This window comes from Thiovibrio sp. Mzg5 (assembly GCF_055379285.1).
This window is the reverse complement of record NZ_AP022872.1, coordinates 17,932-44,076: the sequence shown is the minus strand read 5'-3', so window position 1 is coordinate 44,076 and position 26,145 is coordinate 17,932. Positions and strand designations below refer to the sequence as shown.

The 26,145-nt window shown below is 58.5% G+C and carries 27 protein-coding genes and 2 tRNA genes; 17 read left to right on the top strand and 12 right to left on the bottom strand.

Annotated features, from left to right (window positions below):
- Positions 1–152: 152 nt before the first annotated feature.
- Positions 153–812, top strand: a complete 660-nt coding sequence (locus tag ACZ46D_RS00220; protein ID WP_464928028.1) for a hypothetical protein — start codon at positions 153–155, stop codon at positions 810–812.
- Positions 813–945: 133 nt separating this feature from the next.
- A complete protein-coding gene (locus ACZ46D_RS00215; RefSeq protein ID WP_464929237.1) occupies positions 946–1,752 on the top strand; it encodes a methyl-accepting chemotaxis protein in 807 nt (268 codons plus the stop codon).
- A 90-nt stretch (positions 1,753–1,842) separates the two neighbouring features.
- On the opposite strand, the gene ppnP is transcribed toward ACZ46D_RS00215, so the two are convergent.
- Together ppnP and ACZ46D_RS00205 are read right to left on the bottom strand one after the other, a co-directional pair.
- Positions 1,843–2,157: a pyrimidine/purine nucleoside phosphorylase gene (ppnP, locus tag ACZ46D_RS00210; RefSeq protein ID WP_464928027.1), complete on the bottom strand. Its 315-nt coding sequence runs from the start codon at positions 2,155–2,157 to the stop codon at positions 1,843–1,845.
- A gap of 205 nt (positions 2,158–2,362) precedes the next feature.
- On the bottom strand, positions 2,363–3,301 hold the full coding sequence (locus tag ACZ46D_RS00205) for an Lcl C-terminal domain-containing protein (protein WP_464928026.1): 939 nt from the start codon (positions 3,299–3,301) through the stop codon (positions 2,363–2,365).
- Positions 3,302–3,546: 245 nt separating this feature from the next.
- Between ACZ46D_RS00205 and glgX the strand changes: the two genes are divergently transcribed.
- The 4 genes from glgX (at position 3,547) to ACZ46D_RS00185 (ending at position 8,400) form a co-directional block, all read left to right on the top strand.
- Complete coding sequence (gene glgX, locus ACZ46D_RS00200) at positions 3,547–5,646, top strand: glycogen debranching protein GlgX (protein WP_464928025.1); 2,100 nt, start codon at positions 3,547–3,549, stop codon at positions 5,644–5,646.
- Positions 5,647–5,655: 9 nt separating this feature from the next.
- Entirely contained in the window at positions 5,656–6,162 is a 507-nt protein-coding gene (locus ACZ46D_RS00195; protein WP_464928024.1) for a GDSL-type esterase/lipase family protein, read from the top strand.
- 124 nt (positions 6,163–6,286) lie between these two features.
- The gene (locus tag ACZ46D_RS00190) at positions 6,287–7,834 is read left to right on the top strand and encodes a sigma 54-interacting transcriptional regulator (RefSeq protein WP_464928023.1); all 1,548 of its coding nucleotides are present in this window, start codon (positions 6,287–6,289) and stop codon (positions 7,832–7,834) included.
- 8 nt (positions 7,835–7,842) lie between these two features.
- Complete coding sequence (locus ACZ46D_RS00185) at positions 7,843–8,400, top strand: epoxyqueuosine reductase QueH (RefSeq protein WP_464928022.1); 558 nt, start codon at positions 7,843–7,845, stop codon at positions 8,398–8,400.
- Between the two features lie 82 nt (positions 8,401–8,482).
- Here the strand turns inward: ACZ46D_RS00185 and ACZ46D_RS00180 are convergent, their stop codons facing one another.
- Together ACZ46D_RS00180 and trxA are read right to left on the bottom strand one after the other, a co-directional pair.
- Complete coding sequence (locus ACZ46D_RS00180) at positions 8,483–9,301, bottom strand: outer membrane protein assembly factor BamD (protein WP_464928021.1); 819 nt, start codon at positions 9,299–9,301, stop codon at positions 8,483–8,485.
- An 84-nt stretch (positions 9,302–9,385) separates the two neighbouring features.
- Positions 9,386–9,715, bottom strand: coding sequence for a thioredoxin (gene trxA / locus ACZ46D_RS00175; protein WP_464928020.1), 330 nt, complete (start codon positions 9,713–9,715; stop codon positions 9,386–9,388).
- 190 nt (positions 9,716–9,905) lie between these two features.
- Between trxA and ACZ46D_RS00170 the strand changes: the two genes are divergently transcribed.
- On the top strand, positions 9,906–10,160 hold the full coding sequence (locus tag ACZ46D_RS00170) for a hypothetical protein (protein WP_464928019.1): 255 nt from the start codon (positions 9,906–9,908) through the stop codon (positions 10,158–10,160).
- Here ACZ46D_RS00170 and ACZ46D_RS00165 read toward each other — a convergent pair.
- Positions 10,114–10,776: a class I SAM-dependent methyltransferase gene (locus ACZ46D_RS00165; RefSeq protein ID WP_464928018.1), complete on the bottom strand. Its 663-nt coding sequence runs from the start codon at positions 10,774–10,776 to the stop codon at positions 10,114–10,116. The two genes, ACZ46D_RS00170 and ACZ46D_RS00165, sit on opposite strands and share 47 nt — an antisense overlap.
- A gap of 128 nt (positions 10,777–10,904) precedes the next feature.
- Here ACZ46D_RS00165 and ACZ46D_RS00160 point away from each other — a divergent pair, with 128 nt between their 5' ends.
- The 6 genes from ACZ46D_RS00160 to ACZ46D_RS00135 all read left to right on the top strand — a co-directional run bounded on the left by ACZ46D_RS00160 (position 10,905) and on the right by ACZ46D_RS00135 (position 17,013).
- Entirely contained in the window at positions 10,905–12,482 is a 1,578-nt protein-coding gene (locus ACZ46D_RS00160) for a methylenetetrahydrofolate reductase C-terminal domain-containing protein (protein WP_464928017.1), read from the top strand.
- A 242-nt stretch (positions 12,483–12,724) separates the two neighbouring features.
- Positions 12,725–14,161, top strand: a complete 1,437-nt coding sequence (gene purF / locus ACZ46D_RS00155; RefSeq protein ID WP_464928016.1) for an amidophosphoribosyltransferase — start codon at positions 12,725–12,727, stop codon at positions 14,159–14,161.
- Between the two features lie 14 nt (positions 14,162–14,175).
- Complete coding sequence (locus ACZ46D_RS00150) at positions 14,176–15,147, top strand: KpsF/GutQ family sugar-phosphate isomerase (protein ID WP_464928015.1); 972 nt, start codon at positions 14,176–14,178, stop codon at positions 15,145–15,147.
- A gap of 198 nt (positions 15,148–15,345) precedes the next feature.
- Positions 15,346–15,912 (top strand): 4Fe-4S dicluster domain-containing protein, encoded by a 567-nt coding sequence (locus tag ACZ46D_RS00145; protein WP_464928014.1) that lies wholly within the window; start codon positions 15,346–15,348, stop codon positions 15,910–15,912.
- A 13-nt stretch (positions 15,913–15,925) separates the two neighbouring features.
- The gene (locus tag ACZ46D_RS00140) at positions 15,926–16,348 is read left to right on the top strand and encodes a hydrogenase iron-sulfur subunit (protein WP_464928013.1); all 423 of its coding nucleotides are present in this window, start codon (positions 15,926–15,928) and stop codon (positions 16,346–16,348) included.
- Positions 16,345–17,013, top strand: coding sequence for a methylenetetrahydrofolate reductase C-terminal domain-containing protein (locus ACZ46D_RS00135; RefSeq protein WP_464928012.1), 669 nt, complete (start codon positions 16,345–16,347; stop codon positions 17,011–17,013). The genes ACZ46D_RS00140 and ACZ46D_RS00135 overlap by 4 nt, the downstream gene beginning before the upstream one ends.
- A gap of 372 nt (positions 17,014–17,385) precedes the next feature.
- Here the strand turns inward: ACZ46D_RS00135 and ACZ46D_RS00130 are convergent.
- The 7 genes from ACZ46D_RS00130 to ACZ46D_RS00100 all read right to left on the bottom strand — a co-directional run bounded on the left by ACZ46D_RS00130 (position 17,386) and on the right by ACZ46D_RS00100 (position 23,120).
- A tRNA-Leu gene (locus ACZ46D_RS00130) sits at positions 17,386–17,470 on the bottom strand.
- Positions 17,471–17,504: 34 nt separating this feature from the next.
- Positions 17,505–17,846, bottom strand: a complete 342-nt coding sequence (gene secG, locus ACZ46D_RS00125; RefSeq protein WP_464928011.1) for a preprotein translocase subunit SecG — start codon at positions 17,844–17,846, stop codon at positions 17,505–17,507.
- 16 nt (positions 17,847–17,862) lie between these two features.
- A complete protein-coding gene (gene tpiA, locus ACZ46D_RS00120; RefSeq protein ID WP_464928010.1) occupies positions 17,863–18,621 on the bottom strand; it encodes a triose-phosphate isomerase in 759 nt (252 codons plus the stop codon).
- A gap of 14 nt (positions 18,622–18,635) precedes the next feature.
- Positions 18,636–19,820 carry a phosphoglycerate kinase gene (locus ACZ46D_RS00115; protein WP_423125242.1) on the bottom strand — a complete coding sequence of 395 codons (1,185 nt, stop codon included), beginning with the start codon at positions 19,818–19,820 and terminating at the stop codon, positions 18,636–18,638.
- 26 nt (positions 19,821–19,846) lie between these two features.
- Entirely contained in the window at positions 19,847–20,359 is a 513-nt protein-coding gene (gene rimI, locus ACZ46D_RS00110) for a ribosomal protein S18-alanine N-acetyltransferase (RefSeq protein WP_464928009.1), read from the bottom strand.
- 16 nt (positions 20,360–20,375) lie between these two features.
- Entirely contained in the window at positions 20,376–21,587 is a 1,212-nt protein-coding gene (locus ACZ46D_RS00105; RefSeq protein ID WP_464928008.1) for a type I glyceraldehyde-3-phosphate dehydrogenase, read from the bottom strand.
- Positions 21,588–21,734: 147 nt separating this feature from the next.
- Positions 21,735–23,120, bottom strand: a complete 1,386-nt coding sequence (locus ACZ46D_RS00100) for a DNA recombination protein RmuC (RefSeq protein WP_464928007.1) — start codon at positions 23,118–23,120, stop codon at positions 21,735–21,737.
- A 318-nt stretch (positions 23,121–23,438) separates the two neighbouring features.
- On the opposite strand from ACZ46D_RS00100, the gene ACZ46D_RS00095 reads away from it, so the two are divergent.
- The 4 genes from ACZ46D_RS00095 (at position 23,439) to ACZ46D_RS00080 (ending at position 26,100) form a co-directional block, all read left to right on the top strand.
- Positions 23,439–24,101, top strand: coding sequence for an NAD(P)/FAD-dependent oxidoreductase (locus ACZ46D_RS00095; RefSeq protein ID WP_464928006.1), 663 nt, complete (start codon positions 23,439–23,441; stop codon positions 24,099–24,101).
- Positions 24,102–24,257: 156 nt separating this feature from the next.
- Positions 24,258–24,334: transfer RNA gene (locus ACZ46D_RS00090), tRNA-Ile, on the top strand.
- A 168-nt stretch (positions 24,335–24,502) separates the two neighbouring features.
- The gene (locus ACZ46D_RS00085) at positions 24,503–25,384 is read left to right on the top strand and encodes a Nif3-like dinuclear metal center hexameric protein (RefSeq protein ID WP_464928005.1); all 882 of its coding nucleotides are present in this window, start codon (positions 24,503–24,505) and stop codon (positions 25,382–25,384) included.
- Positions 25,381–26,100 carry a zinc ribbon domain-containing protein gene (locus tag ACZ46D_RS00080; RefSeq protein WP_464928004.1) on the top strand — a complete coding sequence of 240 codons (720 nt, stop codon included), beginning with the start codon at positions 25,381–25,383 and terminating at the stop codon, positions 26,098–26,100. The genes ACZ46D_RS00085 and ACZ46D_RS00080 overlap by 4 nt, the downstream gene beginning before the upstream one ends.
- Positions 26,101–26,145 lie beyond the last annotated feature (45 nt).

Genomic DNA, 26,145 nt, shown 5'->3' with positions numbered 1-26,145 from the left:
AGCCAGCACACACGGCCTTTGCCTGCCGGACATAAAAATCTTGCAAATAAGTACAATTACTATATAATCAAAAACTGAAATTCCCCCAGCCCTCGCAGACACCTGCAGTGCTTTACCCACACTCCCATTGTGTCCTAATCCGGAGCAGATCGATGAATTTTGCAAATTTTTCCCTGGCTAAAAAACTGGCAGCTGGCTTTGGCTTCCTGGTTATTCTTTCCACCATCGGCGCAGGCTTTGCCGTTTTCAAATCCTCACAGATGGTAACCTCCGTCAAGGACCTGGAAAAAACCCATCTTCCCCTGGCCTATCTGGGCGGCGAACTGGCCCTCTTGGTCAGCCGCCAGCAGCTGGCGGCGGCAAATTTCGTCATCCACAAGGACGCCGTCTACCGGGATCGGTTTGCCAGCCTGGACAAAGAGGCGGATGAAACCTTTGCCCGCGCCCGCACAACCATTCAGGCAGATAAGGAGCTGGTGCAGGCCGGCTGGCTTGAAAAAATCGAGACCATCGTCCAGCTGCACGACCAGCTGGCTCCGGCGGACCAGGAGATGATGGCCGCAGCCCAGGCGGACAACCTTGCCTTGGTATCGGAAAAGGCGGAAGCCGAAGAGGCTGCGGCGGACAAGATCCGTAAGGCCATCAACGAATTCGACAAAATCAACACCGCCGAAGGGGAACATGTCGCCAACAAGGCCCTTACCGAAGGCCGTACGCTCCAGACCCTTATGATCTTCCTTGCCATCGGCATCTTTATCGGCGGCTGCGCCCTTGCCTTTGCCATCACCCGCGGCATCACCGTATCGCCTTAAAAAGGCGATCAGCGGCCTGACCGCGGGCGCCAACCATATCTCCGCTGCGTCCGGCCAGGTAGCGAGTGCCGGCCAACAGCTGGCGGAAGGTGCCACCGAGCAGGCGGCCTCCCTGGAGGAAACCTCCGCCTCCATGACCCGAAACAGCTCGGACAATGCCTATGAGGCCAACGCGGTCATGGGCGAAGTAAACAGTGTGGCCAGCCAAGCGGCAGCCTCCATGCAGCAGCTCACCTCCGCCATGGGTGAGATCTCCGCCGCCAGCGAGAAGACCTCGAAAATCATCAAGACCATCGATGCAATCGCCTTCCAGACCAACCTGCTCGCCCTGAATGCCGCGGTGGAAGCGGCCCGCGCCGGCGAAGCGGGGGCAGGCTTTGCCGTGGTGGCCAACGAAGTTCGCAACCTGGCCATGCGCGCCGCGGACGCGGCCAAGGAAACCGCCGCCCTGATCGAACAGACGGTGAACAAGGTGCAGGAAGGCACGGTGCTCGTTGACAAGACCAACAATGAGTTCAACAAAGTTTCCGCGGGTACCGGCAAGGTTTCGGTGCTGATCAACGAAATTTCCACCGCAGCGAAAGAGCAGACCGAGGGTGTAGGCCAAATCAACAAAGCCCTTCAGGAAATGGACACCGTGGTGCAGAGCAATGCAGCCACCGCAGAGGAATCCGCCGCCGCCTCGGAGGAACTCTTTGCCGAAAGCAACACCCTGCTCGGCCATGTCCGTGAGCTGCAGACCATGATCACCGGAGAGGCTGGCGACAATTCGGGTGCTACGGGCGCCCAAATGCGAAGCAATCCGACGCGCGGCAAAAATACGGGGATCCGACCGTTACTGCGGCAAAAACAGACGCAGACCCGAGCCATCTCTCACAACACAAAGAGTACGGCCAAAGAGGTCATCCCCTTTGACGACGAAGAATTTGAGGATTTCTAAGAAGGGATGATTTTTGAAGGGCGGACACGCCCACGACAACAAAAAAAGCCACCGGCGCAACCGCACCGATGGCTTTTTTTGTTGGTAATCCTACTTTAAAAACGAACAGCAATAATCGGTAAGGCTCCTGATCTTCAGGGAAAACTTGGAGTGGGCAGGCACCTCGAAGGATTCACCGCCATGGATTGTCTTCCAGTCCGACGCCCCGGGCAGCAGAACCTCCAGCTCGCCGGCCATGATCTCCATGATCTCCTTGTCCGCCGTGTTGAATTCGTACTCTCCGGGCAGCATGACACCCAGGGTCTTCTGGGATCCGTCGGCAAACACCACCGTCCGGCTGGTGACCTTGCCGTCGAAGTAGACATTGGCCTTTTTCACGATGGTGACATTGTTGAACTCAGACATGGGTGTTTCCTCTCGGTCGGTTTTTCAATAAAAATTCCCGCCGGCACACAAGCGGGAAGAGTTGATGCACAGTGCAACCTCGTAGATTCTTTATAACCGGACCGGACAAATTGCAAGAATTTGTTGGTCCGGCTTGCACCGCGCCCGCCAAAGAAAAGGGCCGCCCTTAGGCAGCCCTTTTCTTTGCTCATTTCATTTTTCGCGATCAGACGGTGCGACACACCCGGCCGAACCCACCAGGAATGGAGCCAGAGGCCCAAAACGCCGTACCCTGTTTGAAATCCATAAACCAGTAACCGCCGGGTTTGCGCTGGTCGGCAAGAAAGATAAAGGGCTGCTCCCTGGAAAAACAGGGATGGAGATGGACGCCCTTTTCATTCACCCGCGGTTCCAGAAGGGAGAAGGCCTCTTCCATGGTGGGCAGCCGCCAGTCGGCAAATCCGGCAAAGCGCTGGCGGTTAAGTTCTGCCACATATTTCTGCACGTTGCGGATGGCGCTGAGATCACAGCCGCCCCGTTGCCACATGAGCCCGGTGACCTGATCGGTAACGGTCAGGCCATCGCCGTTGTCCACCAAGACATTGCTGAAATTACCCCGGGGGTTGTGGCGGCTGTCATAAAAATTATGCTGCGCGGCCAGGCCTGCCACTTCCTGCTCGGTGAGGACGATACCGGCGGCGCGCAGGCTGACTTTTTCCAGGGCTGGCAGAGAGGCGCCCTTTTTCGGCAGCCCGGTCTCCATGGCCTCCTTCGCCACGGAGTTGTCCACCAACTCGATCTTAGAAGAATCTTCGCTCTCGATGATTTTTTCCAGCAGCCACTGCTTGATCCCCTCGTCAATGGCGTAACTCTTGTCGCGCATGTCCGAGCCCTGCCTGGCCACACATTTTTCCAGCATCTCCTGCGGGCAGTCGATGTGGGCTAGAATCTTGGCGTGCTTCACGCCCCGTTCCATCAGGCAGAGCTTGGCCGGCGAATTCCAGTTATCGATATAAAAATAATAGTGGAGCTCCGCGTTGTTACGGATCCGTTCCTGGTTCTTGCCGCCCCAGCTTTCGAACATGGCAAAGGTATCCGCAGGGGTGAGATCCCAGTCGATTGTCAGATGGTGCCCAGCCATGCCCAACCTGTCCGCTAATCCCATAGCACACCTCCTCTCTTTTATTTCGGGGCCGTTACAGATTTGACCATTCGTTACGGCCCCTTACGCCGCTTACACTGCTGCCGATCACGTCATTTCAATGTTACAGTCGCCGTTGACACTGCTATTTTTGAACAACGGCTTACTTCCTTGGTCGGAAAACGATATAATGAAACAGCTGATTTTTTAAATTAATAATTATTATCAATAATAGTTACGGTTTTCTTTCCACGCAAGGGGAATTTACAATGCGCAAAGAAAAGTTCACCCACAGCGCCGGGTACCCGCTGCCCATGGGCTCATTCCTGAAGCCGGAGGGGGTCAATTTCGCCGTGTTCTCCAGAAATGCCGAAACCGTCACCCTGGTGCTTTTCAAATCCGGCACCGAAGATCCCTGCGCCGAGATTCCCCTTGACCCGAAGATCAACCGGACCGGCCATATCTGGCATATTCTGCTCCACAATCTTGACACCAATCTCCGCTATGGCTACCGCATGTCCGGCCCTTACGACCCCAAGGGCGCAGGCCATTTTTTTTCCGAGAAAAAGCTGCTGCTCGACCCCTACGCCAAGGCCCTTACCGGAGGCTCCGAGTGGGGGATCCCTTACTGCCGCAACGGCCTCTGCGGTCCGTTAAGCTCCTTCCAGCGGCGCTGCTGCATCATCGGCAACGACTTTGACTGGGAAGGCGACCGGCCCCTCAATATCCCCCTGGAAAAGAGCATCATCTACGAGCTCCATGTCCGGGGCTTCACCCGTGATGCGAGTTCCGGCGTACCCCATCCCGGCACCTACCAGGGCGTAGTGGAAAAAATCCCCTATCTCAAAAAACTCGGCATTACCGCGGTGGAACTCCTGCCGGTCACCGAATTCAACGAACTCGAACTCACCAACAACAACCCCTTCACCGGGGAGAGGCTGAAAAATTTCTGGGGCTACAGCCCCATCTCCTTTTTCGCCCCCAAGGCGGCCTATGCGGTCAATGGCCGCAACGGCAATCAAATCCGGGAGTTCAAGGAGATGGTCAAGGCGTTGCATAAAGCCGGGATCGAGGTGATTCTCGACGTGGTCTTCAACCATACGGCGGAAGGGGGCGGCGACGGTCCGGTCATCAGCTTCCGGGGGCTGGACAATGTCATCTACTATCTGCTGGACCCGCAGAGCAGGGAGTATCTCAACTTCTCCGGCTGCGGCAACACGGTGAACTGCAACCATCCCCTGGTCCGGCACCTGATCATGGACTGCCTGCGCTACTGGGTGATCGAGATGCACGTGGACGGCTTCCGCTTCGATCTGGCCAGCGTCCTGGGCCGCGACCAGCAGGGCAACGTGCTGAGTAACCCGCCCATGGTGGAAAAGATCGCCGAGGATCCCATCCTCGCCCACACCAAAATCATTGCCGAGGCCTGGGATGCCGCGGGCCTCTATCAGGTAGGGAGTTTTTCCACTAACCGGCGCTGGGCCGAATGGAACGGCAAATTCCGCGATGATGTCCGCCGCTTCCTCTGCGGGCACGACGACACGGTGGCTCCGCTTGCCACCCGCATCGCGGGCAGCGCCGACCTCTACCAGGACGACGGCCGCACCCCGCGCAACAGCATCAATTTCATCACCAGCCACGACGGCTTTACCCTCTACGACCAGGTGAGCTACAACGAAAAGCACAACCTGGCCAACGGCGAAGACAACCGGGACGGCGGCAACGACAATATGAGCTGGAACAGCGGCAGCGAAGGGGTAACGAACAACGCGACCATCGAAGGGCTGCGCCGACGACGGATCAAAACCTTTGCCACCATCCTCATGCTGTCCCAAGGCGTGCCCATGCTGGTGGCGGGCGATGAATTCGGGCGGACCCAGCAGGGCAACAACAACGCCTACTGCCAGGATAACGAAATCAGCTGGCTCAACTGGGAGCTGGCGGAGCAGAACCACGGCCTGCTGCGCTTCTTCACCCAGCTCATCGCCTTACGGAAAAGACACCCGGTATTCCACCGCACCGATTTTTTCCCCGACGGCGAAGAGAACCCGGAGATCGAATGGCAATCCACCACGCCGGGCAGGCCGGACTGGTCCCCATCCTGCAAGACCCTGGCCTTTATGCTGCATGGCACTACAGCCGGGGTGCGACACGACGATGACTTTTTCGTGATGCTCAACGGCGGGCACACTCCCGAAGAGTTCATCATTCCGGCGCCGCCATCAGGCCGCCTCTGGCATAAACTGCTGGACACCGCAGAACCCTCACCCAACGATCTTGTCGCCGAAAAAAAAGCGCCGCCAATCGGCGAGGCAACAATCACGGTGGGAAGCCTGACGGCCATGGTCTTCATCTCGAAAGCCCGCTGATCTCCCACCATGAAGATTCTCTTCCTTGGCGATTCTCTCGTTGCCTTCTACCACTGGCAGGCCCGCTTTCCCGCCCATGCCGTGATCAACGGTGGAAGGAGCGGAGAAACCGTGGCCTGCCTGCTTGCCAACCTTCCTCTCCATCTGCGCCGCTGTCCCGACCCGGAGCGCGTGTTTATCATGATCGGGACCAACAATCTGCTCAGGGAAGACTATGGTTTTCTGCCGGACTACGCAAAAATTCTCGACGACTTAAGCAGCATCCTTCCCCCGGAACAGATTACCGTTACCAGCCTGCCGCCCTTCCGGGCCGCCCATCTCGCCCCCTCCGTTGTCCCCCAAGTGAACGAAGGTCTGCTCCAGCTCAGCCGGAAGAAAAAGGCCGGGTTTCTGGATCTGTTCTCCGCCTTCAACCGTGACGCGCCAAGCGTTACCGCCTGCTTCACCGGCGACGGCGTCCACCTCAGCGACCTGGGCTACGCCATCTGGTCTGCCAGCCTGTCCCGTTGTTTGTAGCCGGACCCTGCAGCCCTTCCCAGCCCTGCACATTTTCAGATGCAATATCAGACAAATTTGTTACAATGGCCTGCGCTTTACAAAACGATGCATACCAAACCGTAAGAAAGACCTGGGAGAAGCCATGCCTGAAAATAACCGCGAGCCAATCGATCTGGCCACCCTGTACGAGATAACCAGGGCTCTGGCCTCATCGGACGACCTGCGCAAATGCCTGGAAGAAAGCCTCACCGTGCTGGCCGCACGCACCAACCTGGGCAACGGGGCGGTGACCATCGCCAACCCGCTCACCGGCCAGATCGAAACCGAGGTGGCCCCCGGCATGACCGCGGAAGCCCGGAAGCGCGGGATCTATAAATTCGGCGAAGGCATCACCGGGAGGGTGGTGGCCAGCGGCTCCCCCATTGTGGTGCCCCAGATCAGCCAGGAACCGCTTTTTTTGAACAAAACCCGAGCCCGGGCAGAGAAAAACCAGGAGGCCCTCTCCTTTCTCTGCGTGCCCATCAAGCACGGAGCCAACACCATCGGCGCCCTGAGCGTGGACCGCGACTACCAGGAGGGCATTGATTTTGAAAAGGATCTCCAGTTTCTCACCGTGCTCTCCGGCCTCATCGCCCAGACCGTGGTCCGCATCCAGGCGGTGAATCAGGAACGGGAACGATTGGTGCAGGAAAACACCCAGCTGCGGCGGGAACTTTCGGAGAAATACCGGGTGGCCAGCATAGTCAGCAACTCGAACCGGATGCAGGAGGTGTTCGAGATGATCCACCGGGTGGCGGACTCCAACGCCACCATCCTGCTCCGCGGCGAATCCGGCACCGGCAAGACCATGGTGGCCAAGGCCATCCACCACAACAGCAAACGGGCCAAGGCGCCGTTCGTGGCGGTCAACTGCTCGGCCCTGCCGGAAACCCTGCTGGAAAGTGAGCTGTTCGGCCACGAAAAAGGGGCCTTTACCGGGGCGCAGATCGCCAAGAAGGGCCGCTTTGAGCTGGCCGAAGGCGGCACCCTGTTCCTTGACGAAATCGGCGAACTGAGCCAGGCCGTGCAGATCAAGCTGCTCAACGTGGTTCAAGACCGCGAATTCCAGCGGTTGGGCGGCATCGCCCCCATCAAATGCAACGTCCGGTTGATCACCGCCACCAATAAGGATTTAGAAAAGGCCGTGGAAGAAGGCTCCTTCCGGGAAGACCTCTACTACCGGCTCAACGTCTTCCCCATCTACCTGCCGCCCCTGCGGGAACGACGCACCGACATCTTGCTCCTGGCCGAGTTCTTCCTCCAGAAGTACAACGAGGAAAACTCCAAACAGATCCGCCGCATCTCCACCCCGGCCATCGACCTGCTGGTCCAATACCACTGGCCAGGCAATGTGCGGGAGCTGCAAAACTGCATTGAGCGGGCGGTACTGATCTGCGACGAGGATTCGATCAAGAGCTACCACCTGCCGCCGTCGCTGCAAACCTCGGAATCGGTGAGCGAGCGCAATCCGGTTTCCTTTGCTGCGGCAGTGGAGAATTTTGAGCGGGAGCTGATCATCGACAGCCTGAAAAAGAGCCAGGGCAACCAGACCAAGGCCGCCCAGCTGCTGGACACCAGCCTCAGAATCATCAACTACAAGATCGCCAAGCTCAATATCAGCCCCCGCCAGTTCAAACTCAGCAAGGCTTAGGCCGGAAGATGACCGTTCTCCTGCACCTCTGCTGCGGTCCCTGCACCATCTATCCCCTTGCTACCTTGCGAGAGCAGGGGATGACCGTGCGGGGCTATTTCCACAACCCCAACATCCATCCCTACCGGGAATTCCGCCAACGGATCACCACCGTAGAAGATCTGGCGCAGCGGATGGCCTTGCCCGTAGAATACGAACGGGAATACGGCCTTAAGGAATACCTGCGCCAGGTGGTGTTTCACGAAGAGGACCGCTGCCCGCTCTGCTACCGGATGCGCCTTGAAGCAACGGCGAGAAAGGCTTTGGCGATCGGGGCGGACGCCTTCAGCACCACCCTGCTGTACAGCCGCTACCAGCGCCACGAAACCATCCGCGCCCTGGGCGAAGAGCTGGCGGCAGAATTCGGGGTACCATTTTACTACGAGGATTTTCGGGTCGGCTGGCAGGAAGGAATCGACGCCAGCCTTGAGATGGGGCTTTACCGGCAGCCGTACTGCGGCTGCATCTATAGCGAACAGGAACGCTACGACAAGAAATTCAAGAAGAGCAAGGAAGCAGCAATGTAACGGCGAGGGACTAAACAACAATGGGCCTTACCCGCAAACACCGGGAAGGCCCATCAGAATAAACAGCATGTAAGCCGGACACCTATTCCTTGGCTGCCCCGCCGCTACCGCCGGGCATGATCCCGAAGGCAGAGGTAAAGGACTGCCAGTCTGGCAGAGAAAGCGTGGGCACAAACCGACGCCAGGTTTTCTCGATGCCCTTGCCGGACTTCAGCTGGGCCAACAACTCTGTGGCCTGGGGCTTGACGCTGGACTCAGGATAGTTGGCAAGCAGATACTCAAGCCGCCCCTGGGCCTGCTTGTCTTCATCGGTCCGCACATAAAAGGTGGCGACGGAAAACTCGTGCTGGGCCAGAAAATCCTTGGCAGCCTTGGTCCTGGCCGAGGCCTCGACAAAATAGGGCGATTTGGGAAAAGAACGATTCAAGCGATCAAAGGCCTGCACCGCATTCTGGGCGTTGCCAGGATCCCGGTCAGTGGTGCCGATCTGCGAATAATAACACATGCCGACCTGGAACAGAACATAGGGGACAGCCTCGTTGGTCGGATGATTGGCCTCAAACTCTTCGTACATGGTCTTGGCCTCGCTGAACTTGTCCATGTAATAATTGGAATCAGCGGCCTTCAACTCGGCCAGCAGGGCCACCTCGCTGAAGGGAAACCTGTCTTTTATCTCCACGAAACGCTTCAAAGCCGCGCTGTATTTTCCGCGGTTAAAATCGTTCATCCCCTCCATGGCCAGTGCTTCCGGAGTTTCCGGCGCTCCACTAGAGCCAAAGCCCACCCAGCCCAGCATGGTGTCAAGGGTCGCGCACCCGCTGAGTCCGGTGGCTAAGGTCATCATGACAAGAGCCAGGACACAGGCCCGAAAAAATCGACGATTCTGTTTTGAAAAAATCATGTCCCGCTCATCCATTTCAGCAAAAAGAGAAAAGGCCCGGCGCACAAGAACCGGACCTCGAAGCCATCCCAGTAACACCAGAGCCTATAAAGCCTTTTCGATCATGGCCTTGAGCTGCTGTTTGCCCACCGCGCCGGTCACCTGATCGATAACCTCCCCGCCCTTGAAAAGGATCAGGGTGGGAATGGCCCGAATCCCGTATTTGCCGGGGGTGACGGGGTTATCATCGACATTCATCTTCCCGACCTTGAGCTTGCCTTCAAACTCGGCGGCCAGCTCGTCGATCACCGGACCAATCGCTTTACAGGGACCACACCAAGGCGCCCAAAAATCCAAGAGAAAGGGAACCTCTGACTGCAGGGCCTTTGCGCCGAAATCACCGTCGGAAACCTGGATAACCTTGTCGCTCGCCATAATTTTCTCCTTGTATTTCATGGGGATAATTGTATTCAGAGTATATTTGGCTTATCTTACAAAGGGAACCCTGCGCTGACAAGGAAAATCTTGTGCTCTCCCGCCTTCATCCGGGGCAGAGGAACAAAAGCTAAAAAGAGCCGCACCTCATTCTTGACAACCACCAAGCAGTCGCTATAAGGTAATCGGCATGCGTACACGAATCTGCCCATTCTGCAAGGAAGACATCCACGGCCTGGCCCTGGTCTGCCGGTATTGCCGGCGAGACTTGCCCCCAGTAACACAGCGCCGGAGAAAAAATTCCCACGCCTGGCTGGCGGCGATCACCGTTGCGGGAATCATCGTCAGCGGTGCGGCCTTTCTCGCCGCCGAGTTCCTGCGGGAACGGAAAAACTGGCTCACGGAACCTGCTCCGCGACCAGAACCGCAAAACCCGCCTGACTGACCAACCCGGCCTGGGAGTGTTCCATCTCCCGCAAGGCCTCCGGCGGCTGGATCAGGCTGGAGCGTCTTTCCTCCACGACAAACCCGCACTCGATTAAGCATTGTTCCACCTCGTCCGGCTCATAAAATCGGGCCTGTTGGTAGAACGGATGCCCAGCCTCTTTTTTTTGCTGGAGCATTCTCCCCCAAGGGCTGGCGGCCACAATGAGCCCCAGCACCAGATGCCCGCCGGGCTTGAGCACCCTCCGGCACTCCCATAGCACCGGGCGGGGATCGACGAGAAAACAGAAGGTGAAGAGCAGCAGCACCGTCTGCATGCTCTGCCCGGCATAGGGCAGAGCCTCCCCCACCGCCTGGCTCACCCGCACCCCCCGTTTTCCGGCAAAAGCCAGCGGGGCCAGGGCCGGGTCGATCCCAAACGCCACGCCCAAAGCCTCGGCAAAGCGGCCCGGACCAACACCGATCTCCAGCTTCGGATCCAGCAGCGGCGTGACCAGCTCTTGCAGGGCTGCCCGCTCAATGGCAAAGAGCAGACTGTTCTCAAACCAGCCATCATATTCCGCGGCCCGCTCGTCAAAAACCCCGGCTGCCTGGCGCCAGAACGTCTCCTGCCCCATACCTTAGCCCTCGGTCATCAGCTCTCAGCTCCCAGCCCGGCTGTTTCCTTTTTAATAAATAATGGGTATGGTTACTTGCATTCCCCTGATGAGCAAGAAAAAAATCATACCCCCGGATACCTATTCCCATGCAGGCTGAGACAAAATCCCCTTTCCGGCAATCGCTTTCTAATCCCGAACAATTCACCATCACCCTCGAATTGGTGCCCAGCCGGGGCGGGCACAGCCGGGAACACGACCGCACCCTGGAACTGGCCGACAAGCTGGCCCGCGACCCGCGCATCCAGGCGGTGAGCATCACCGAAAATGCCGGCGGCCAGGCCGCCTTGTCCCCGGAAGTCCTGGGCTGCGAGATCCAAAAAATGGGGCTTGACGTGATTGTCCATTTTTCCAGCAAGGACAAGAACCGCAACCAGATGGAAAGCCTGCTCTTTGCCTGGGACCGCCTGGGCATCCGCGACTTGCTGGTGATCACCGGCGATTATCCCCAGGAAGGCTACCAGGGCTGCCCAAAACCGGTCTTTGACCTCGGCTCGGTGCATGTTCTGGATCTCATCTCCCGGATGAACCAAGGAAACTACGGTCCGGACCGGGGCCGCGGCGCCATCCAGCCCACCTCGTTTCTCATGGGCGTGGCCCTCTCCCCCTTCAAACGGCTGGAGGCCGAGCTGCTGATGCAGTACGCCAAGCTCCACCGCAAGACCGAGCGGGGCGCGGACTATATCATCACCCAAGTCGGCTACGATGCCCGCAAGTTCCACGAATTGCTCCAGTATGTCCGGCAGAGTCACCTGAACCTGCCGGTATTGGGCAATGTCTTTGTCCCCAACCTCACGGTCGCCACCCTCATGCACACCGGAAAAATCCCCGGCTGCGTCATCACCGATGCGCTGTACGGTGAAATCCGCCGCGAGGCAACAAGCCCGGACAAGGGAAAACAGGCCCGGCTGCTGCGGGGGGCGAAGCTGCTGGCCATCCTCAAGGGGTTGGGTTACGCAGGCGCCCATCTCGGCGGACCTGGGCTCACCTATGACAACATCAACTATCTCCTCACCACCGCCGATTCCCTTGCCGGAAACTGGCAAGCGCTGATACCGGAGATGGGCTACTGGCATGAGGACGGCTTTTATCTTTACAAAAAAGACGAGAAAAGCGGCCTCAACACCGGCGAGCTCGCCCCCCGCGCAGAAGGACCAGCAGGCTTGCAGGTCAACTACCGGATGGCCAGGATGGTCCATAACCTGGCCTTTACCCAGGAAGCGCCGCTCTATCCGGTGTGCAAAAAAATCTGTCTCGCCTTGGAAGGCGGCAGGCTGGACAACGGGCTTTCCCACCTGGAATATGTAACCAAGTTTCTCCTCTTCGGCTGTCAGAACTGTGGGGACTGCACCCTGGGCGACCTCGCCTTTGTCTGCCCGCAATCGGGCTGCGCCAAATACCTGCTGAACGGCCCCTGCGGCGGCAGCCGCGACGGCTGGTGCGAGGTGTATCCCGGCAAAAAACGCTGCCTCTATGTCCGAATCTACGAACGCCTCGCCGCCCGGGGATTGCCGGAATCCATGCAGCATGGCTTTGTCCCCCCGCGCAACTGGGCGCTCAACAACACCTCCTCCTGGCTCAATTTTTTCCGGGGCTTAGACCACGCCGGGGCAGGCCGGGCCTCCGAAAGCGGAACCGGGCAGAAAAAGGAAAACCCCTCTACCTGAGAAACGTAACCGTTCAGCAGCGCCGCTTTGCTGCTGCCGCAGATGCGCGAAAGAGGCCCGCGAAGTGTGCTCTCGCAGACGAGCAGGCCGATGACAGGTAAGCGAGCCTGCGAGACTCCGAAGCAGATGTGGCGCTGCTGAACGGTTACGAAATAAAAAACATTTCCCATCCATATAAAAGGATGTATATTTTCTCCTTTTTTCCGGATGGACGACAAGTACATCACAAGGGACAAAACGCCATGACATACTCAGACGCATCACGCCCCAAGGACGAATGCGGCGTTTGCGGAATTTTCGGCCATGAAGACGCAGCCAAGCTCACCTACTTCGGCCTCTATGCCCTCCAGCATCGCGGCCAGGAAAGCGCCGGGATCGTGGCCAGCGACGGCAGCCATATCTCCCAGCACAAGGGAATGGGGTTGGTGCACGATGTTTTCAGCGAGGATGACCTGCAAGGACTGAAAGGCCACCTCACCGTGGGCCATGTCCGCTACTCAACCACCGGCGCCTCCAATATCGTCAACGCTCAGCCGTTCACCGCCACCCACCAGGGCTGCACCGTGGCCGTGGCCCACAACGGCAACCTGGTCAATATCCGCTCCCTGCGCAACGAGCTGGAGAAAAAGGGCTCCATCTTCCAGTCCACCATGGACAGCGAGGTGGTGGTCCATTTGCTCGCCCGCTGCTCCCATCTTGGCCTGGACAAGGCGCTCATCGACACCTTCGAGAGCATCAAGGGCGCCTACTCCATCCTGCTCATGACCGAAGACAAGCTCATCGCCGTGCGCGATGCCGGAGGCTTCCGGCCGCTCTGCCTGGGCAAACTCAACAACGGCGGCTTCATCGTCGCCTCGGAAACCTGCGCCCTCGACCTGGTCGAGGCCCAGTATGTCCGCGACATCGAGCCCGGCGAAATCCTGATCATCGACCGCGACGGCCAACGCTCCCTCCAGCTCGACACCAGCCAGCGCCGCAGTTTCTGCATCTTCGAACAGGTCTATTTTGCCCGGCCCGACAGCGACATCTTCGGCATAAACGTTTACCAGAGTCGCAAGCGCATGGGCGCGATCCTGGCCCGCGAATGCAAAATTGATGCGGATTTCGTCATGCCCTTTCCCGACTCCGGCAATTACGCCGCCATCGGCTTTTCCCAGGCCTCGGGCATCCCGCTGGAAATGGCGGTGATCCGCAACCATTACGTGGGCCGCACCTTTATCCAACCCACCCAGTCCATGCGCGATTTTTCGGTGCGGGTCAAGCTGAACCCCATCCGTTCCTTTCTGCAGGGCAAACGGGTCATCATCCTGGACGACTCCATCATCCGGGGCACCACCGGCCGCTCCAGGGTCAAATCCCTGCGCGAAGCCGGGGTAAAAGAAATCCACATGCTGATCAGCTGCCCGCCCACCCGGAATCCTTGCTATTACGGGATCGACTTTCCCTCCGGCGGCGAGCTCATCGCCAACAAGAAAACCGTTGACGAGATCCGCGATTATCTGGGCCTTGATTCCCTTTACTACCTCAGCCTTGAGGGGTTGCTGGAAGCCTGCGGCGGCCCGCCGGACGGCTATTGCAAGGCTTGCTTTGACGGGAATTATCCCGTGGAACCGGACAAGGATTTCTGCAAGCTTCTCCTTGGCACCAGGAACGCTTGCCAGTCCACGGGCAAAAAATAGGAATCCTCAGACCAATGAGCATTGAACAGGCCAAGGAAGTTCTCAGAATTGAAGCGGAAGGCATCATTGCCCTGCTCGACCAGATCGACAGCGATTTTGAAAAAGCTGTGGCCATGATCATGGCCTGCCCTGCCCGGGTGGTGATCACCGGCATCGGCAAGTCGGGGATCATCGGCCAGAAAATCGCCGCCACCATGAACAGCACCGGAACCCCCGCCCTCTTCCTCCACCCGGTGGAGGCCATGCACGGCGACCTGGGCATGGTGGATCCCCAGGACGTCATCCTGGCCATCTCCTACAGCGGCGAAACCGCGGAACTCAGCCTTCTGCTCCCCAACCTCAAGAAACGCGGGGCCAAAATCATCGCCATGACCGGCAACCCCTCCTCCAGCCTGGCCCAGAGTGCCGACGCGGTGCTCAAGGTCGCGGTGCCGCGGGAGGCCTGCCCAATGGGGTTGGCGCCCACAGCCAGCACCACCGCATCCTTGGCCATGGGCGACGCCCTGGCCGTGGTCCTCTTGAACCTCAAGCAATTCAAGGAGAGCGATTTCCGGCGCAACCACCCGGCCGGCAGCCTTGGGGAGCGGCTGAAGGTCAATGTGGCCGAGGTCATGCTCACCGGCACGGCGATCCCCAAGGTGGACCAAACCGCCACCCTGCCCGAGGCCATTGCCGAGCTGAACGCCAAAAACCTGGGCGCGGTCCTGGTCATGCAGGACGAAACCATCACCGGCATCCTGACCGACGGTGATCTTCGCCGATTTATCAGCCAAAAAGGCGGCGACCTGAGCGGCCTCACCCTGGCGGAGACCATAACCAAGGCGCCCAAAGCCATCACCACCGAGCTCCTGGCCGCCGACGCCCTCAGCATCATGCAGCGCCACGAAATCACCTTTCTGGCCGTAACCGATCGCAACGGCAAACTGGCGGGCGTGCTCCATCTTCAAGATTTGCTGGGCAAGGGAGAATTCCGCTTTCTGGTGTAGGGAACAGAGAGCATTTGCGCCGAACCGACCCCCGAAAAACCGCTTATTCTGGTAGATATACCTATTGGGCGGGGCTATTTTTTATGCTACAGTTCCCGACGCTGTTTTGGTTCAACGGGTTATAACCCGGACCAACCGGAGAGAAAAAATTACCCGGCACCCATTGCCGGGTTTCATATCTTCATATGAGGCTTTGTTATGGCAATCTCCAGCAAGGATATCAATTCGGCCTTCAGCGCCGAGGTAACGGCGATTCCGGGAGGCGAGTTCCTGAACCGCTGTTTTTCCTGCGGCGCCTGTAGCGGTATCTGCCCGGTAAGTCAGGCAATTCCCGACTTCGACCCCCGCAAGATCATCCACATGATCCGGATGGGGCTAAAAGACGCGTTGCTCAAATCCGAGCTGCTCTGGTTCTGCTCCCGGTGCCGCAGCTGCATCTTTGTCTGCCCCCAGGACGTCCGCTTTGCCGAGATTATGGTCGCCCTGCGCCAGCTGGCCATGAAAGCCGGCTATATCACGGCCCAGGATCTGCTGGACAAGGGCAAAGCCGCTTGGGTGGAACGCGATCTCTGCGTCTCCTGCCTCACCTGTGTCCGGGTCTGCCCCTGGCGGATTCCTAAGATCGACGACCAGGGCAAGGCTGCCATTGATCCCCAGGAGTGTCGGGGCTGCGGCATCTGCCCCTCCGAGTGTCCGGCCCAGGCCATCCGCTTAAACGAGTCCGAGGACGAGCGACTGATCGCCGCCTGCGGCACAAATAAGTAGCACGGTGAACCCAATGTCCTTTACCCCCAATATCCAAGCATTCTGTTGCCATTACACCTCCCAGCAGACCCTGGCCGAAGGGCCGGAAGGATTGCTGACCGACGGCTTCCCCAAAAACGTGACCATCCACCGCTTGGTCTGCACCGGCAAGCTCGAGGTCAGCACCCTGCTCAAGGCCTTTGAAGATGGCGCGGACGGCGTCTACGTGGCCGGATGCCCGTTGGACAAATGCCACAACCTCATGGGCAGCCAGCGGGCCGCGAAGCGGGTTGCGGCGATCAAGAAGGCCCTGGCCGAGCTCGGGGTTGAACCGGAACGCATTGAGATGTATCACCTGGAGCGCGGCTTCCACCCCGACTTTGTCAAGGCCGCCCAGGAGATGGATGCACGGATTACCACCTTGGGCCCGAGCCCGTTTCAGGGAGGCGCGAAATGATTATTGCCGAGAGAAAACCCATCAATGAAATCATGGACATGGTGAAGGATGCCAAGCGCATCCTAGTTCTGGGTTGCCGTGGCTGCGTAACGATCTGTTCCGCCGGGGGCGAACGCGAGGTGGAGATTCTGGCCTCCCTGATCCGGTTGGGCAAGCAGAAGGCTGGCCAGGAGGTTTCAACCATCGAGGCCACCCTGGTCCGCCAGTGCGACAAGGAGTACATCGACTCCATCGACCAGTGGGACGGCCAGTACGACGCCATCGTTTCCATGGCCTGCGGGGTCGGGGTCAACTTCATCGCCAATCTGCGGCCCATGGCCAAGGTATATCCGGGGGTAAACACCTCCTCCTTCGGCGGTTCTGCCGAACAGGGGGTGTGGAGCGAGCAATGCGCCGGTTGCGGCAACTGCATCCTCCACCTCACCGGCGGCCTCTGCCCGGTGGCCCGCTGCGCCAAGAGCCTGATGAACGGCCCCTGCGGCGGTTCGGTGGGCGGACGCTGCGAGATCCACAAGGACGTGCCCTGCATCTGGCAGTCCATCCACGACAAACTGGTCCGCATCGACAATAAGGAAGGCCTAACGGCCATCGCCCCGATCCGGGACTGGAGCACGTCAGGACACGGAGGCCCGCGCAAGACGGTGCGCAACGACCTGACTGTCTGATCTGTTTTGATTCACTGACAAAAAAGGCGGAACGCTACCAGCGCTCCGCCTTTTTTTATGGACTGCCGTTGATTTTCAGAAAAAGCCCCGACCAAAACCTGAACATCAGGATTGGGGGTAGTATAAAAAGCAGCAAGGGATGATGCTCACGCTCGGCCGGGGCTCTTGGCCATGGTGCGGTATTTCCCTGCCGAACACAATACTGAAAAAATACGGGGTCGCTGCCTAAAAATCTTCAAAGCCATCGCCCATGGGGATGATATCCTCGGGCGTTGCTCCCTTTGCCGGTGGCTTATTCGCTGCGGGAGGACGGAAGCCAGAAAAAAAGAAAGGCCCCGCAACCGTTTTCGGTTACAGGGCCTTTTATAAATATGGTACCGAAGGCCGGACTCGAACCGGCATGGGTCGCCCCACAGACACCTCAAGCCTGCGTGTCTACCAATTCCACCACTCCGGCAATCCTTATTTTCAAATAAAATAACATAAAACGGCTACTTACCCTGCGCCGGGGCTTGAGGAGCGGCTCCGTCCGCCGAAGGCAACGGGATCGGCGTGCTTTGCGGCTCGGCAATGGGGGCGACTTCTTTCATGACCGAGCCATCGCCAACCCTGGTTGACATGTAAGCCAGGGAGATGGAGGTCAGCATGAAAACTATGGCAGCCCAGGTCGTGATCTTGTTCAACAGGGGCAAGGGGCCTTCCGTGCCGAACACGGTCTGGCTGGAGCCGCCGAAGGCCGCGCCCATACTGGCGCCCTTGCCGTGCTGCAACAGCACGATCACGATAAGGAACAGACAGACAACTACATGAACAATGGTCAGTAAAGTGGTCATGCTTTCTTGGTTACCGTTATTGCCGAAAGTGGATGATGCGTTCAAAGGAATCGGCCTTGAGCGATGCCCCGCCAACCAAGGCCCCGTCTATATCAGGCTGCCGCAACAGGGCATCCACATTCCCCGAATTGACGCTGCCACCATACAGTATTCTCATTTGCTGGGCAATACTTTTCTCGTACATCGTAAGCAGCAAATTCCGCACGAATTCATGGGCTTCCTGGGCCTGTTCCTCGCTGGCGGTTTTGCCGGTGCCGATGGCCCAGACCGGCTCATAAGCAAGGACCAGGCCGCTAGGCTCGACCACAACAATGCCGCTCAGCCCGGCCCGGACCTGACGCTCAAGCACGGCCATGGTCTGCCCGGCCTCACGTTCGGCCAGGGTTTCACCAAAACAGAGGACCGGGATTATGCCAAAACGCAGGGCCCCAGCCACCCGCTGGTTGATGAGCGCATCGGTCTCCCCGAAGATTTGCCTTCGCTCCGAATGGCCGATAATGGCCATGGTGCATCCCAGCTCCCGCAGCATGCCAGGGGCGATCTCCCCGGTAAAGGCGCCTTGCTCTGCCCAGCAGACATTCTGGGCCGCCAGCCGAACCTCTGAGCCGCGCACCACCTCGGCCACCGTGGCCAGGGCGGTAAAGGGCGGGGCGATCATGACCTCTCGGTCGCTCAACCCCTTGCAGGCGGAGACCACAGCACCGGCAAGAGTTCTGGCCTCGGCAAGCGAGGTATACATCTTCCAGTTCCCGGCAATCAAAGGGATGCGCTGCATGGACTGCTCCTTATTCATTCCTTTGCTTCCAGGGCCTCGACGCCAGGTAGCTTCTTGCCTTCCATCAGCATGAGGAAGGCACCGCCACCCGTGGAGATGTAGGAGATGTTGCTCGATTCCCCTGCCTTGTGCACCGCCACATCGGTGTCGCCCCCGCCGACAATGGTCAGGGCGTGGGAGCGGGCCACATGCTGCACCATGGCCATGGTCCCTCGGGAAAAGGCGTCCATCTCGAAAGCGCCCATGGGGCCATTCCAGATGATGGTCTTGGCGGTCTCCATGGCCTCGGAAAAAAGAACCGTGGTGGCCGGGCCGATGTCGAGCACCATCCAGTCGGCCGGCACCTCCTGCACCGTTACCCGCTTGGATTCGGCCCGGGCCTCAAACCTGTCCGCGACGATGCAATCCACCGGGAGATAGAGCTTGACCCCAAGGCGCTTGGCCTTGTTGAGCAACTCCCGCGCCGTATCGAGCAGTTCATCCTCGACCTTGGACTTGCCCATGTCATGGCCGATGCTTTTCAGGAAGGTATTGGCCATGGCCCCGCCGATGATCATCTTGTCCACCCGGTCCATGAGGTTGTCCAGGGCGCCGAGCTTGCTTGAGACCTTGGCCCCGCCCACGATGGCCACCAAGGGCCGCATGGGCTCGCTCACCGAGCGGTGGAAATAATCCATCTCCTTTTGCAGCAGGAAACCGGCCGCACACTGCTCGACGAATTGGGTCACCCCCACCACGGAGGCATGGGCTCGATGCGCCACGGCAAAAGCATCGTTGATATAGATATCGCAAAGGCTGGCCAGCTGACTGGCAAACCCATCGTCATTCTGCTGTTCCTCCGCATGGAAGCGGAGATTTTCCAAGAGGACCACACTGCCGGGCTGCATGGCCTCGACAATGGCCTTGGTTTCCGGACCGATACAATCTGGAGCCAGAACGACCTCCTTGTTCAGCAGCCGGGAAAGACGCTTGGCCGCAGGGGCCAGGCTGAACTGAGGTTTACGCTCTCCCTTGGGCCGTCCCAGATGCGAGCAGATAATGACCTTGGCATTTTCATCCAGGGCGTAGTTGAGGGTGGGCAAAACCCCGCGGATCCGGATATCGTCGGTGATGTTCAGTTGTTCATCCAGGGGCACGTTGAAATCAACCCGGATGAGCAGCTTCTTTCCCTTGATGTCAAGATCCCGGATATTCTTCATGGGGGGTGTTCCTTTCGCAAAGTTTGTTAATGCACTGCGGAAATTATCTTTTCCATGAGTATCGCATCTTCCAGCGGCGAGGCGTAGTAATTTTTCCTCAACCCCACCCGGCAAAAGCCGAACCGTTCATACAAGGCCAGAGCCGGAAGATTGGCGGCGCGCAGTTCCAAGAAACAGCGCTCCACCCCTTGCTCCGCCAGATAGCGCAGGGTGTGCGCCACAAGCTGCACCGCTATCCCCTGCCGCCGGTATTCCCGACCCACCGCGATTTTCAGCAACTCACCTTCCCCAACGAAGCTCCGGCCACAGACAAAGCCGCACACCTGCCCGGAAGCGCCGGATTCGGCAACGAACTGCCAGCCGCCTTCCTGGTCACGCTCACTGGCCAGCTGTCCGGCTGTCCACGGTGCAGGATTTTCGGATTCGATGGCAACCACCGCGTCGAGATCAGCACCGGTCATGGCCCGAACGGAAAAGGCGCAAGGCACAGGGGACGAGGCTGAAGGCTCACGTTTCTCCTTGGGCCTTTCACCTTTCACCTGTGTCTTACCTTAACTAGATCATCTGTTCGGCAATGGAAACGGTCCGGTCACCCAGCACATTGGTATAGCTGCCCAGCTCGTTGTCGTACCAAGCATACACCACCGCCTGGGTCACCGGCACTTCCAGGGTGGTGGGGCCAATGTTACAACCGAGCTTGGCCAGATTCACTTTGAGGCTGCCCGTGCGGGTGTGGGTCTCCGAGCCCTCGATAACCGCGGCGGCAAAAGGCAGGCCGATGATATCCGTGGAAACGTGCTGTTCCTCGCTGTATTCCAGATACGCGCTGTTCTTGGCATAATCCCGATAGATGGAATTCACCAGCTTCCGTTTGATGGGGTTTTCCATACTCTCATCCTGGAGGTTGAGCACCAGGACAATCAGAGAGCCGGTATTGGTGGGAATCCGCACCGACTCGGCGATGAAGCCGATGCTCTTCATCTCCGGGATGACCAGGGGCAGGGCCTTTGCCGCGCCGGTGGTGGTCAGGATGATATTGTTAAAGATGCTGCGACTTTTGCGAAGATCGGTGGCCCCGGCATTGGGCAACCGGTCAAGCACCTGCTGACTGCCGGTGGCGGCATGGACCGTGACCATGGAAGCGCTCAAAAATCGGTCCGCACCAAAATGATCGAGCAGGGGCTTGATCATGAAGGAGAGACAGGTGGTGGTACAGGAGGCCGCGGAAATCAGGGTGTGCTGAGACGGATTGAAATCGCCGTCGTTGATGCCCATCACCGTGGTTACGGCATCGGCGGGCATCTCCACGCCTTTGTTCTTGATTTTAAAGGGGGCGGAGAGGAGCACTTTTTCGGCTCCGGCCTGAACATGGCCCCGCAAAGCGCCCTTGGGACTGTCGGCGTCCGCGGTGGGATCGGTAAAAGCGCCGGTGGTGTCAACGACCAGCCGCACCCCGTTTTCCTTCCACTGAATCCCGGCCGGATTCCTGGCCTCACGCAGGATCTTGACCGGCACCCCGTTGATGGTCATGGTGCCGTCCGCGTCATTGAGGTTTTCAATAACCCGGCATCCTCCCTTGCAGCCATGGAGGTACATGCCGAGCCGCCCGTAGGAGCTGTCCCGGTCAATGGAGCTGGCGATATCCTGAAGCCCGGTGCCCACCTGCCGACCCACGTTGACCACAATCTCGGAAAAATGCTTGCGGGAAACATGATGCCAGAGTGAAAGCTTACCGATCCGACCCAGGCCGTTAATGCCTAATTTCATGGGGATACATCTCCTTCTACGCTTTGAGTGAACAGGCACCATCTTGCCTGCGATACAATCGGCTGATTATACGAAAGGGGTATGCTTCCGGCAAGGAAAACTTTGCGACCACACCCCGGCAACCATTGGCCGCATAGGTAAAACAACCTATTCGCTTTCCGGCGCCAGAGGAGGCCGCGGGATCTTGTGCAGGGGCTCCATGGGCGCAATATCCTTGGCCAGAGCCGGATCGATGTCCTGCAACTTCCGGGCGGTGACCAACACCCGCCCCTCAAAGGAGCCCACTGCCCGGTTGTACGATTCCACCGCCCGGTCCAGCCCCTTGCGCATGTCGTGAAAATGGTCGCCCAACACCCCAAGCCGCTCATAAAGGGTGCGCCCAAGTTCGCCGATAACCTGGGCGTGCTCGGCGATCTTTTCCTGCCGCCAGCCGTAGGAAACTGCCCGCAACAGGGCGATCAGGGTGGTGGGCGTGGCAAGGATGACCTTTTGCGCCACCCCGTATTCGATCAATTGCGGGTCCTGCTCCAGGGCGGCGCTGAAAAAATTCTCTCCGGGCAGGAAAAGAACCACAAATTCCGGCGAAGGCCCGAACTGCTCCCAGTAAGACTTGCTGGCCAGCTGACCCAAATGGGTGCGCACCTGCCGGGCGTGCTCCTTGAGCCGCTCCTGGCGGGTCTGGTCATCCTCCGCCTCCATGGCCTCAAGATAGGCGGACAAGGCGGTCTTGGAATCAACCACGATATTCCTCCCGTTGGGCAACCGGACAATCAGGTCCGGCCTCAACTTGCCGGATTCGGTGTCCACCGACCCCTGCTCGACAAAATCGCAATACTCCACCATCCCGGCCATCTCGACCACCCGCCGCAGCTGCATCTCTCCCCACCGGCCACGCACCGAGGGTTTCCGCAGGGCGTTGACCAGATTGGCCGTTTCCCCGTGGAGCCTGACCTGACTGGTGGCCAGGGATTTGACCTGCTCGGTCAGCCCGGCGTACGCCTCGACCCGTTCTTTTTCCACCTGCCGGATCTGATCATCGACCTTTTTCAGGGATTCATGCATGGGCAGGAGCAACTCCTGAATGGAGTGCTTTCTGGTCTCCATGTCGGCCATGCCCCTTTCCTGAAACTTCGCCAGGGTCTGCTGGGCAAGCTCCAGAAAGCGCTGGCTGTTGCTTTGAAAGATGTCGGCGGAAATAGCCTTGAAGGCGTTGGCCAACTCCAGCCTGGCTTCCTGCAACAGCTCCTGTTTTTCCTGGAGTTGCCGCTGCTCCGCCTCAAGCCTTGCCGCAAGCTCCGCAGCCTTGGCCTGCAACATTCCGTTTTCCCGCCGCAGCCCGGCCCGTTCCTCCTCTCCGGCCGCCAACCGCCGCTCGAGATCAACAAGCTGGTCCTCCCGCAGTTGCACCCGCTCATCGGCCAGTCCGCGTTGCCCTGCCAAACGGCCCTGCATCAGCAGCCAGGCCAATATCCCGCCGCAGCACAACCCGACCAGTCCCGCCCCTGCCAGAAAAAAAACAAAAGATACCTCCATTGCACTCCCCCCAAAAAACTTCACGAATGCCCTGTGAAAAAGTTACGAAAATGACCGCCCACATCTCTCACTGGATGGCTGTTGACTTTTCCAAGGAAACCATTATTTTTAAAAAAATTAACGTGCCGGCGTAATCCGGCCTCTTTGCCCTTAGCCAAGCTCAGGCATTGACCACACATGTTCTTGATCTGCGCCAGGGGATATATCTCGCCACAATTAGGCAAATCGTCCTGTCCCCAATGTAACACAGACACCAAAAGGGCTCACCTGCTGAGCCCTTTCTTTTTTTATTGCCAAACATTTTCCAAGGAGCAACCCATGTTGAACGACGGCGAAAAAGGGGCAGTACTGCAACGCGACAAAAAAACATATGCCATTGTCCCCCATCTCCCACTCGGCCTCATCACCCCGGCGCAACTGCGAAAAATTGCCGATGTGGCGGAAAAATACCAAACCGCCGCCCTCAAGATCACCAGCGCGGCCCGCATCGCCATGGTCGGCCTCAGAGAGGAGGATATCGACCAAGCCTGGCAGGATCTGGGCATGAATCCCGGGGCAGCCATCGGCCTCTGTGTCCGCAGCATCAAGGCCTGCCCCGGCAACACCCTTTGCCGCCTTGGCCAGCAGGACGCCTTGACCATGGGCACGGAACTGGACACCCGCTACCACGGTCTCGAACTGCCCGGCAAGATGAAGATGGGGGTATCCGGCTGCCCCAACCAATGCGCCGAAACCTCGGTAAAGGATCTGGGGTTGGTGGGCAAGGCCAAGGGCTGGACCATTCTGGTCGGGGGCAACGCCGCCTCTAAGGCCAGAATCGGGGTTACCCTCTGCGAAGACCTTTCCAGCGAAGAAGCCCTGGCCACCTGCGCCCGAATCATCACCTATTTCAAGGAAAACGGCAAGAAGGGCGAGCGCATGGGCAGATTCCTGGACAGGGTCGGCTTCGAGACCTTCAAGGCGACCGTACTGGCCGGATAATTCCTGCTTCCCGATACGCCATGGCGGGTAAATCCATGGCGTATCGGGGCCGCGCCTCTTTTCTTCCCCACGGAGCATCCTCGCGCCAGCCACAAATAGTATTGACAATCCTGACGTATCGGCTATTTTATGTGATTCATTCTTCGTTAGAGATATGGGCCTATAGCTCAACTGGCTAGAGCCACCGGCTCATAACCGGTCGGTCCCTGGTTCGAATCCAGGTAGGCCCACCACCCCAAGCCGGAACCGACAGAGCAGGAATGTATTGTACACGCAACATAAATCAATCTATCCAGGGACATGTTTTGGCAAGGCCAAGGCAGGGTTCCGGACACAAGGTGCGACCACACACGGTTAGCGCCTTTTTTTTATCTTAGGTTACCCACGGACACCAACAAGGGATGCAGGAAGAAACATTTTCCACCACCACACTTCTCTCGATCCTCGATACCATTGCCCCGTTTGCCATGGCTGAACCATGGGACAACGTCGGGCTCATGGTGGGGGATCCGGACCAGCAGGTCAACGGGATTCTGATCGGACTCGATCCGACCGAGGCGCTCATCCACGAAGCCCTCGCCCAGAAACTGAACACCATCCTCACCCACCACCCCCTGATCTTCCATCCCCTGAAAACAATCCCCAGCAACACCTCCATGGGCCGCCTCCTCAAAACAGCCCTGAGTAACGATCTTTCCCTCATTGCCTGCCACACCAACCTCGATCTTGTCGCCGCCGGGGTCAGCAACGCCCTGGCGGAGAAACTTGGCCTGCGCGACACCCGGCCGCTCGCCGGCCAAGATCCTGCCACACCAAGCCAGAGCCCCGGCTTTGGCAAAATCGGCACCCTGCCCGCCCCCCTCTCCTCCGACCAATTCCTGCACCTCCTGCTGACCGCCCTTGCTGCCCCGGGCATACAGCTTGCCGGCGTGCTGCCGGAAACCATCCACCGCGTGGCCCTCTGCGGCGGCAGCGGCTCCGATCTGGCCGAAACCGCCTGGCGCATGGGGGCGCAGGTCTATATCACCGGCGAGGTAAAACACAGTGTGGCCCGTTGGGCCGAGGGTGCAGGATTCTGCGTGATTGACGCGGGCCATTACCCGACCGAAAACCTCATCGTGCCGGTCTTGGCGGAGATGCTAAAAAAATCCTGCGCGAACAAAGGCTTTACCCCGACCATTACCACCACCGCCCAGCAAGACAATCCCATGCAATGGGTTGTCTTAGACGATAACAAACCCAGATTCTGTCAACCAATAGAACCATTGAGGAAGCACAATTGAAAGCAAACATCTCGCATCTCAGGGAACTCCAGGCCATTGATCAAAAAATCAGCACCTTGGACAAGGAAATTGCGGCCGGTTCCGCCGAAATTGAAAACCGCCGCGCCAGTCTTGACGGCCACAAGGACACCCTTGTCCAGTTGACCGCAAAAATCGCCGCCAACGAACAACGCCGCCGGGAGCTGGAAGCGGAACTCGAAGATGAGCAGGTCCGGATCAAAGACCGGCAGGCAAAACTGATGAATGTCCAGACCAACCGCGAATATCAGAGCATTCTCAAGGAAACGGAAGACGGCAAGAAAGCAAACACGCAACGGGAAGAGGCGGTGGTCCAGCTCATGGAACAGATCGAAGCCTTGACCGCCCAAATCGAGGAAGAAAATAAGATCTGCGCCGAGGATGAGAAGATGCTGGCCGATGACATCGCCGCGGTGGAGAAAAAAACCAGCCAATTCACCGCGGAAAAAAGCAAGATCCTGAAAACCCGCGAAAGCAAGGCGAGCGGCGTATCCGCCAGTCTTCTCAAAAAATACACCGCCATCCGCGACAAGCGCAACGGCCTGGCCATTGTCCCGGTGACCGGCGGCGTCTGCCGGGGCTGCTTCATGAACATCCCGCCGCAACTGTATAATGATCTGATGAAGGAAGACAAACTCATTTCCTGCCCCACCTGTCACCGCATCATGTTCCACGAGGTCGAGACCGAGGAAGAATAGGGGCAACCGGTTACCAATGAGAGAAGAACCGCAGGATTGAAAAGG